The organism is Streptomyces sp. NPDC059455 (genome assembly GCF_042750115.1).
Classification (GTDB): Bacteria; Actinomycetota; Actinomycetes; order Streptomycetales; family Streptomycetaceae; genus Streptomyces; species Streptomyces endocoffeicus.
The window spans coordinates 1-9,258 of the sequence record NZ_JBHYVB010000321.1 but is presented as its reverse complement, the minus strand read 5'-3'; the positions used below and the strand labels follow the sequence as shown (position 1 = coordinate 9,258).

Here is a 9,258-nt window from a genome sequence, read left to right as displayed (position 1 = left end):
GGGCCCCCCCCCCGCCCCCCGAACACCCCCCCCCCCCCCCCCCGGTTGGGTGGGCCCCCGGGGGGGGTCTTTTTTCCCCCGCCCCGGGCCTGTCCCCCCACGCCCGAAGTGCGTCCGGGGTCCAGGGGGCAGAGCCCCATGGTTCGGGAAGGGGCGGGTAGGGGAAAGCGCGCCGCAGGCGCAACCGCAGCGCGACCGCGGTGGTCAGCCGACCATCGCCCGCTCCTCCTCGGAGAGCGCGGGCGCCACCTCGCCCCTGGGCTCGGCCACCCGGTCCCGGGCCCCGCCCCGGTGGGAGGGGTCGTGGACCTCGCCGACCAGCTTCTCCAGGACGTCCTCCAGGGCCACCAGCCCCAGCACCGTGCCCGACGCGTCGGCGACGGCCGCCAGATGGGAGGCGGCCCGGCGCATCGCGGTGAGGGCGTCGTCCAGCGGAAGCTCCGCCCGGAGCGTCTCGATCGGATGCCAGACCCGCTGCGGCACGGCCCGCTCCGGGAACTCGAGCTCCAGGACGTCCTTCACATGCAGATAGCCCATGAAGGCGCCGCCGGGGCCGCGCACCGGGAAGCGCGAGTAGCCGGTGCGCACGGTCAGCTCCTCGATCTGCCGGGGGGTGACCGAGGGATCGACCGTGACCAGACCCGCCGGGTCCAGGAGGACATCGGTGACCGGGCGGCTGCCCAGCTCCAGGGCGTCCGCGAGCCGCTCCTGCTCCCCGGGGTCGAGCAGCCCGGCCTGCCGGGAGTCCTCGACCAGATGGGTCAGCTGCTCGCTGGTGAAGACGGCCTCGACCTCGTCCTTGGGCTCCACCCGGAACAGCCGCAGCACCAGCCGGGCGCACGCCCCCAGCAGCGCGGTGACCGGTCGGCACAGCCGCGCGAAGGCGACCAGTCCGGGGCCCAGCCACAGCGCGGTCCGGTCCGGCGCCGCCATGGCCAGGTTCTTCGGCACCATCTCGCCGATGACCAGATGGAGGAAGACCACCAGGGCGAGCGCGATGGCGTAGCCGAGCGGATGGATCAGCTGCTCGGGCAGGTGGACGGCGTGGAAGACCGGCTCCAGCAGCTCGGCGACGGTCGGCTCGGCGACCGCGCCGAGGGTCAGCGAGCAGATGGTGATGCCGAACTGGGCGGCCGCCATCATCTGCGGCAGGTTCTCCAGGCCCGTGAGCACCGTACGGGCGCGTCCGGAGCCCTCGGCCGCGCGCGGCTCGATCTGGCTGCGGCGCACCGAGACCAGGGCGAACTCGGCGCCCACGAAGAAGCCGTTGGCGAGGACCAGCAGAACGGCGAAGAGAAGCTGTACCAGACTCATCGTCCGTCCGCCTTCCCGGCCACGGCGGGGGCACTCATCTGCACGGGCGGCGTACTCGTACGGACGATGCGCACCAGTTCCGCCCGGTGGTGGCTGACCTGCCGGACGGCCAGCTTCCAGCCGGGCAGCTCGGCGATGTCGCCGGGGGCGGGGATCCGCGCCAGCAGATCGGCCACCAGCCCGGCCACGGTCTCGTACGGCCCGTCGGGCGCGTCGAGGCCGATCCGGCGCAGGGTGTCGACGCGGCAGCCGCCGTCGGCGTCCCATACGGTGCGGCCGTCCTCGGTGAGGGTCTGTACCAGGTCGGGGTGGTCCGCGGCCTCGTCGTCGTGCTCGTCGCGCACCTCGCCGACCAGCTCCTCGACGATGTCCTCCAGCGTGACCACACCGGCCGTGCCGCCGTACTCGTCGACGACCACGGCTATCGGCTGCTCACTGCGCAGCCGCTCCAGCAGCGGCTGGACCGGCAGTGTCTCGGGGACCAGCACCGGGGACTGGGCGATCCGGCTGACGGGGGTGCGCAGCCGGTCGTCGGACGGCACCGCGAGGGCGTCCTTGAGGTGCACCATCCCGATGACCTCGTCCAGCCGGTCGCGGTAGACGGGGAAGCGGGACAGCCCGGTGGCCCGGGTGAGATTGAGCACATCCACGGCGGTCGCCGTGGAGTGCAGCGCGCTGACCCGCACCCGCGGGGTCATCACATGCTGGGCGGTCAGCTCGCCCAGCGAGAGGGTGCGGACGAACAGATCGGCCGTGTCCTGCTCGAGCGCGCCGGCCAGCGCCGAGTGGCGGGCGAGCGAGACCAGCTCACCGGGGGTGCGGGCGGAGGCCAGCTCCTCGGTGGGCTCCACGCCCAGCGCCCGCACCAGCCGGTTGGCCACGGTGTTGAGCAGGGCGATCACGGGCCGGAAGAAGCGGGCGAAGGCGTACTGCGGGCCCGCGACGAAGCGGGCGACCTGCAGCGGCCGGGAGACCGCCCAGTTCTTGGGCACCAGCTCACCGATGACCATCTGGACGGCGGACGCCAGCAGCATGCCGAGCACGATGGCGACACCGGACACGGCGCCGTGCGGCAGCCCGACCGCCTCCACCGGCGTGGTCAGCAGATGGCCGAGCGCGGGCTCGGCCAGCATGCCGACGATCAGCGAGGTGATGGTGATGCCGAGCTGGGTGCCGGAGAGCTGGAAGGACAGCTCGCGCAACGCCTCGACGACGGTACGGGCGCGCTTGTCGCCCTCGTCGGCGGCTCGCTCGGCCTCCGGCCGCTCGACGGTGACCAGGCCGAATTCGGCGGCCACGAAGAAGCCGTTGGCGAGGATCAGGACGAGTGCCGCGGACAGCAGCAGGAGGGAAAGGGTGATGCTCATGCCGCCGCCTCGTGGTCGGCGGCGGCGCAGGTACTACAGGACGATCCGTCCATCTGCTGAGGGAGTCACTCCTCGGGTCGCAGGGGAGCCCGCCAGGGGCGCACGCGGGCGTGCGCGCTGGAGAGGCGGGGCGGGGCACTGTTCGGCCCCGGCAACAGAGTAATCAAGGATGGGGCATGACGGGCAGGCCCCTCACGCCGTTGGAGTGCCGATCCGCTCGTCGGCCGGTTCGTGGGGCCCGCCCGGCAGTGGGGCGGAAGCGGACGTAAAGGGGCTGCTCAACACCGCCGGGGCCGGGCGGTACGGGCGGGTGGCTCAGTCCGCGGCACGGCCCGTCCCGTGCCGCTCGGCGAGGGCGCGCAGGGCCCGCGCGTCGCTGATCGCGTGCGCCTTGGCGATGCCCGGCTGGATGCCCATCGCGGGCAGGCTGGTGCCGTCGGCGAGGTCCAGATAGACCCAGGGGTCACCGGGGCGCAGATTGACCCGGAGCACCTCCGCCCACTCCAGCCGGCGCTTGGTGGTGAGGTTGACCACCGTCACACCGCCCTCCTCGGCCACCACCTTGGGGCGGCTGAGCAGCGTCAGCACCCCGAAGAACAGCAGTCCGGTGAGGATGAAGCTGGCCCGCTCCCCCGGCCCCAGCCGCTCCAACAGCAGGGCGACGGCCGTGAGGACGACCAGGACGGCGACACCGACGGTCATCAGGACGGCCCGGGTCCTGGTCGGCCGGAAGGTGACGGGCAGGGCGGGGGTGGGCGCGGCGGCGGACACCTGGTCGGCCTCTCGGATGGGAGGGAACGGGATGGGGGCGGGGACGGGGCCGGCCGTCAGAGGCGGCAGGCGTGGATGCCGGTGGTGAGAATGGCCCGTGCCCCCAGGTCGTAGAGCTCGTCCATGATCCGCTGGGCGTCCTTGGCGGGGACCATCGAGCGGACCGCGACCCAGCCCTCGTGGTGCAGCGGGGAGACGGTGGGCGACTCCAGGCCCGGGGTGAGCGCCACGGCGCGCTCCACCTGCTCCACCCGGATGTCGTAGTCCATCATCACGTAGCGCCGGGCCACCAGGACGCCCTGCATCCGGCGGAGGAACTGCTGGACCTTGGGGTCGTCGCTGGGGTCGCCGGTGCGGCGGATGACGACCGCCTCGGACTCCAGGATGGGCTTGCCGATGATCTCCAGCCCGGCGTTGCGCAGGGTGGTGCCGGTCTCGACCACATCCGCGATGACCTCGGCGACACCGAGCTGGATGGCGGTCTCGACGGCGCCGTCGAGGTGGACCACGGCGGCGTCCACACCGTTGTCGGCGAGGTGCTTGGTGACCAGTCCGGCGAAGGACGTGGCCACGGTCATCCCGCCGAACTCGCTGACGTCCTTGGCCGTGCCGGAACGGGTGGCGTAGCGGAAGGTGGACCCGGCGAAGCCGAGCTGCATGATCTCCTCGGCCTGGGAGCCGGAGTCCAGCAGCAGATCGCGGCCGGTGATGCCGATGTCGAGCCGGCCGGAGCCCACGTAGACGGCGATGTCGCGGGGGCGGAGGAAGAAGAACTCCACCTCGTTCTCCGCGTCGACCAGGACCAGCTCCCTGCGGTCCTTGCGCTGCCGGTAGCCCGCCTCATGGAGCATCGCCGACGCAGGCTCGGACAGTGAACCCTTGTTGGGGACGGCGATGCGCAGCATGAGTGCTCTTTCCTTCGGTGGCTCGGTAGCTCGGTGACTCGGCTAGCTCGGTAGCGAGGGTGGAGGGCTCGGTAGCGAGGGTGGTTGACGGGGGGTTCAGAGGTGGGCGTAGACGTCGTCGAGGGTCAGCCCCTTGGCGACCATCATCACCTGAAGGTGGTAAAGGAGCTGGGAGATCTCCTCGGCGGTCGCCTCGTCGCTCTCGTACTCGGCGGCCATCCACACCTCGGCGGCCTCCTCCACGACCTTCTTGCCGATGGCGTGCACTCCGGAGTGGACCAGCTCGGCGGTGCGGGAAGCGGCGGGGTCGGCCGTGGCGGCCTTCTTCTGGAGCTCGGCGAAGAGCTCCTCGAACGTCTTCTTGGGCATCGTGTCCGTCATCCTACTTGGGTCGTGCGACGCCCCTCAGCGCCAGGGTTCGGCGACTGAGCGCAGCGTGGTGGCGGTGGCGACGGCCGCGGTGACCGCCTCGTGGCCCTTGTCCTCGCTGGAGCCCGCGAGCCCGGCCCGGTCCAGGGCCTGCTCGTCGGTGTCGCAGGTCAGCACGCCGAAGCCGATGGGCACGCCGGTGTCCACGCTGACCTGGGTCAGCCCCTGGGTGACGCCCTGGCACACATAGTCGAAGTGCGGGGTGCCGCCACGGATGACGACGCCCAGGGCCACGATCGCGTCATAGCCGCGGCCCGCGAGCACCTTGGCGACGACCGGCAATTCGAAGCTGCCCGGCACCCGCAGCACGGTGGGCTCGTCGATACCGAGCTCGCCCAACGCGCGCAGGGCGCCGTCGAGCAGCCCGTCCATCACCTTCTCGTGCCACTGTGCGGCGATGACGGCGACGCGCAGGTCCCCGCAGTTCTTCACGGACAGTTCGGGGGCGCCCTTACCGCTCACGTCTCTCCTCGGTGTTTCTGATTTTCCGATGTTCTGGTGTTTCTGGTGTTTCTGGTGTTTCTGTGGTGGTGCGTGGATGTGCGTCCGTACGGCTACCGGTTCTGTGTGGCTACTGGTTGCCGCAAGCCGATATGGGCTCGACGCGGTCGCCGTCCAGCCAGGGCAGGTCATGCCCCATCCGGTCCCGCTTGGTGCGGAGGTAGCGGAGGTTGTGCTCCCCCGCCTGGACGGGCATCGGCTCCCTGCCGGTGACCCGCAGCCCGTGCCGGACCAGCGCCGTGGTCTTCTCGGGGTTGTTGGTCATCAGCCGCAGCGAGTGCACGCCGAGGTCGGCGAGGATCTCCGCGCCCGCGGCGTAGTCCCGCGCGTCGGCGGGCAACCCGAGCTCCAGATTGGCGTCCAGGGTGTCCCGGCCCAGCTCCTGGAGCTCGTACGCGCGCAGCTTGGACAGCAGTCCGATCCCGCGCCCCTCATGGCCGCGCAGATACAGGACGATGCCCCGGCCCTCGGCGGTGACCCGCTCCAGCGCGGCGTGCAACTGAGGGCCGCAGTCGCAGCGCAGCGAGTGGAAGACATCGCCGGTGAGGCATTCGGAGTGGACGCGGACCAGCACGTCCTCGCCGTCCCGGATGTCGCCCTGGACCAGCGCGATGTGCTCGACGCCGTCGGCCGCGCGATAGCCGTACGCCCGGAAGTCGCCGAAGGCGGTGGGCAGCCGGGTCTCGGCCTCGCGCCGCACCAGCGGCTCGGCGGGCTTGCGGTACGCGATCAGATCGGCGATGGAGACGATCGCCAGGTCGTGCTTGTGGGCGAAGGCGACCAGGTCGGGCAGGCGCAGCATGGCACCGTCCTCCCCCGCGATCTCGCAGATCACGGCCGCCGGGCGCAGTCCGGCCAGCCGGGCGAGGTCGACCCCGGCCTCGGTGTGGCCATCGCGCTCGAGCACCCCGCCGGGGCGGGCGCGCAGCGGGAAGATGTGGCCGGGGCGGACGAGGTCGCCGGGGGTGGTGTCCGGGTCGGCCAGCAGCCGCAGGGTGGTGGCCCGGTCGGCGGCGGAGATACCGGTGCTGACGCCGTGTTCGGCGGTGGCGTCGACCGAGACGGTGAAGGCGGTCCGCATGGACTCGGTGTTCTCCTCGACCATCTGCGGAAGCCGCAGCCGGTCGAGGTCGGCGACCTCCATGGGCGCGCAGATGAGCCCACGGCACTCGTTCATCATGAAGGCGACGATCTCGGGGCTGATCGTCTCGGCGGCGGCGACGAGGTCGCCCTCGTTCTCCCGGTCCTCGTCGTCCACGACCACCACGGGGCGGCCCGCGGCGATATCGGCGATGGCGCGCTCAATGGGGTCCAGCGCCAGTTCGTCGGGCCATTGCGTGGCCCGCAGGGACGCGGCCGGGCCGCTGCTCGGATGCGGGTCGGTCACCGCGTATGCCTCACTCATGCTGCGTCCCTTTCACTCGCTTCTCCGCCCACGCGGCGCAGCGGCGCCGGCATCGTCGCCGTGTGCGGCCCGGCGGCCGCGTGCGCGCCGCTCATGCGGTGGCCTCCTTGTCGTCCTGCGTGCCGTTGTCCCGTCCGAGCAGCCGCTCGACGTATTTGGCGAGTACGTCCACCTCGAGGTTGACCGGATCCCCGGCCTGCTTGACCCCGAGCGTGGTGAGCGCGAGGGTCGTCGGGATGAGGCTGACGGTGAAGTAGTCGGGGCCCGCGTCCACGACGGTGAGGCTGATGCCGTCCACCGTGATGGAGCCCTTCTCGACGACATAGCGGCTGAGTTCGGCGGGCAGCGAGATCTTCACGATCTCCCAGTGCTCGGAGAGCTTGCGGTCCACGATGGCGCCGGTGCCGTCCACATGGCCCTGCACGATGTGGCCGCCGAGCCGCCCGCCCAGCGCCATCGGGCGCTCCAGGTTGACCCGCGAGCCGATGTCGAGCGCGCCGAGACTGGAGCGGTTCAGGGTCTCGGCCATCACATCGGCGCTGAACCGGGTGCCCTCCGCGTCCTCCATGATGTCGACGACGGTGAGACAGACGCCGTTGACGGCGATGGAGTCGCCGTGCTTCGCCCCTTCGGTGACGACGGGGCCGCGTACCTGGAAGCGGGACGCGTCGCCCAGGTGCTCGATGGCGACGATCTCACCCAGTTCTTCGACAATTCCGGTGAACACTTCAGTTCTCCTCGGCGAGGGGGGCGGGGGCGGCGGGAACGGCGATGGGGACGGCGGTGACGCGCAGATCGGGACCGAGCCGGGCCACATCGGCCGTCTCGAGGCGCAACGCCTGCGCGATGGTGGTGATTCCTGCGTCGGCGAGGGCGGCGGGGCCCGCGCCCAGCAGGACGGGGGCGAGATAGCCGACGACCTTGTCGACGGCGCCCGCGGCGAGGAACGCCCCGGCGAGGGTGGGCCCGCCCTCCAGCAGGACGGAGCGCACCCCGCGGCCGTGCAGCTCGGCCAGGAGCGCGGGGATCCGGAGACCGGTTTCCGCGCGCGGCAGCCTTACGGTCTCCACGCCCGGCCGCCGCGGCAGATGCGCGATACCCGCGTCCTCGGCGACGGCGATGAGCGTGGGCGCGGCGTCGTCCAGGACCCGGGCGCCGGGCTTGATGGTGGCGCCCGTGTCCACGACGACCCGCAGCGGCTGGGTGGCGCCCTCCCGGTCCCGTACGGCCAAGTGGGGGTCGTCGGCGCGCAGGGTGCCGGAACCGACGACGACGGCGTCGGCCTCCGCGCGCAGCCGGTGCACATCGGCACGGGACTCGGCGGAGGTGATCCAGCGGCTGGTGCCGTCGGCGGCGGCGCTACGGCCGTCCAGGGTCGCGGCGAACTTCCACAGCACGAAGGGGCGGCCGCGGCGCATCGCGGTCAGCCAGGGTTCGTTGACCGCCTCGGCCTCGTCGGCCAGCAGCCCGGCGTCGACCTCGACCCCGGCGGCGGCCAGGGTCGCGGCGCCGCCCTTGGCCTGGGCGGTGGGGTCGGCGACGGCGTAGTGGACGCGGGCGATCCCGGCGGCGATCAGGGCCTGCGAGCAGGGGCCGGTGCGGCCGGTGTGGTCGCAGGGTTCGAGGGTGACGACGGCGGTGCCGCCGCGGGCCCGCTCCCCCGCCGCGCGCAGCGCGTGGACCTCGGCGTGCGGACCGCCGGCCCGCTGGTGCCAGCCCTCGCCGACAAGGCGGCCACCGGCATCGAGGATGACGCAGCCGACGACGGGGTTGGGGCTGGTGTGGCCGAGGCCGCGGGCGGCGAGCGCGACGGCATGGCGCATCGCTTGGGCTTCGGCTGCGGTGGCCACCGGGTCCTCCTGCCTCTTCGGGCACGGACTCCGGGGCTGTCGAGATGACATGGAAGCGGGAACGCCGCCGCCAGCACGCCGGGATCGGCGAAGAGTCCGCATCCCGCATACGCGAGGGCGAACCGCCGAGGCGGCGCACCGGTGATGTCGCTACCGCCGCGCACTGCCTCCCATCCGGACTTTCACCGTCGGTCCAGGAATTTCACCTGGTCAACCGGCCGCTGGCGGCGGACGGGTCGCGGACTGTAACCGCCGGTTCGGATTTTCACCGACCCCGGAGTGCGCTGACGTCACTGGTACGGGCCCAGTGTGCCATGGCCATCAGCCCAGCTGGGAGGCAACCCCCGTGTGGCCTCCCTCACCCATCCGAGCCCCGGAGGGACCCCCACCCCGGTCCGGGCCAGATCCCCCACCCCGGACGGGAACGGTTTCCCCGCCCGACGGTTCGGAGCGGTTTCCGCACCCGAGCCCGGGAGGAATTCCCCACCCCGCCCCTTCCCGAACCGGGGGCGAGCCCCGGACCCCGCCCGGGAGCGGCCTTCATGCCGTGGGGCTCCGGCGCCACGCAGGTGGCGGGTGACGGCCACCCCCGCCCCCTGCCACCCGCAAGGCACCCCGGCCCCAGCCGGGTGCCGCGGCGCGGAGACCGTTTCCGGACGGAGGCCGGGGGCCTGCCCCCGATTCGAGAAGGGGCGGGGCGGGGAGAAAAAACGCGG

At 72.4% G+C, this 9,258-nt stretch carries 9 protein-coding genes and 1 riboswitch; all 9 genes read right to left on the bottom strand.

Going from position 1 to position 9,258, the window contains the following annotated elements:
- Positions 1-204: 204 nt before the first annotated feature.
- Positions 205-1,314: a hemolysin family protein gene (locus ACFXB5_RS50795; protein WP_385222181.1), complete on the bottom strand. Its 1,110-nt coding sequence runs from the start codon at positions 1,312-1,314 to the stop codon at positions 205-207.
- On the bottom strand, positions 1,311-2,675 hold the full coding sequence (locus ACFXB5_RS50790) for a hemolysin family protein (RefSeq protein WP_385222184.1): 1,365 nt from the start codon (positions 2,673-2,675) through the stop codon (positions 1,311-1,313). The genes ACFXB5_RS50795 and ACFXB5_RS50790 overlap by 4 nt, the downstream gene beginning before the upstream one ends.
- Before the next feature lie 321 nt (positions 2,676-2,996).
- Positions 2,997-3,452, bottom strand: a complete 456-nt coding sequence (locus ACFXB5_RS50785) for a PH domain-containing protein (RefSeq protein WP_201854507.1) — start codon at positions 3,450-3,452, stop codon at positions 2,997-2,999.
- A gap of 56 nt (positions 3,453-3,508) precedes the next feature.
- Positions 3,509-4,357, bottom strand: a complete 849-nt coding sequence (gene hisG, locus ACFXB5_RS50780) for an ATP phosphoribosyltransferase (RefSeq protein WP_385222178.1) — start codon at positions 4,355-4,357, stop codon at positions 3,509-3,511.
- A gap of 96 nt (positions 4,358-4,453) precedes the next feature.
- Positions 4,454-4,738 (bottom strand): phosphoribosyl-ATP diphosphatase, encoded by a 285-nt coding sequence (locus ACFXB5_RS50775; RefSeq protein WP_385222175.1) that lies wholly within the window; start codon positions 4,736-4,738, stop codon positions 4,454-4,456.
- A gap of 24 nt (positions 4,739-4,762) precedes the next feature.
- Entirely contained in the window at positions 4,763-5,248 is a 486-nt protein-coding gene (gene ribH, locus ACFXB5_RS50770) for a 6,7-dimethyl-8-ribityllumazine synthase (protein WP_020867014.1), read from the bottom strand.
- Positions 5,249-5,357: 109 nt separating this feature from the next.
- Positions 5,358-6,692, bottom strand: coding sequence for a bifunctional 3,4-dihydroxy-2-butanone-4-phosphate synthase/GTP cyclohydrolase II (locus ACFXB5_RS50765; protein ID WP_385222171.1), 1,335 nt, complete (start codon positions 6,690-6,692; stop codon positions 5,358-5,360).
- A gap of 91 nt (positions 6,693-6,783) precedes the next feature.
- Positions 6,784-7,419 carry a riboflavin synthase gene (locus ACFXB5_RS50760; protein ID WP_385222169.1) on the bottom strand — a complete coding sequence of 212 codons (636 nt, stop codon included), beginning with the start codon at positions 7,417-7,419 and terminating at the stop codon, positions 6,784-6,786.
- A gap of 1 nt (position 7,420) precedes the next feature.
- Positions 7,421-8,542: a bifunctional diaminohydroxyphosphoribosylaminopyrimidine deaminase/5-amino-6-(5-phosphoribosylamino)uracil reductase RibD gene (gene ribD / locus ACFXB5_RS50755; protein WP_385222166.1), complete on the bottom strand. Its 1,122-nt coding sequence runs from the start codon at positions 8,540-8,542 to the stop codon at positions 7,421-7,423.
- A 156-nt stretch (positions 8,543-8,698) separates the two neighbouring features.
- A riboswitch (FMN riboswitch) is annotated at positions 8,699-8,829 on the bottom strand.
- Positions 8,830-9,258 lie beyond the last annotated feature (429 nt).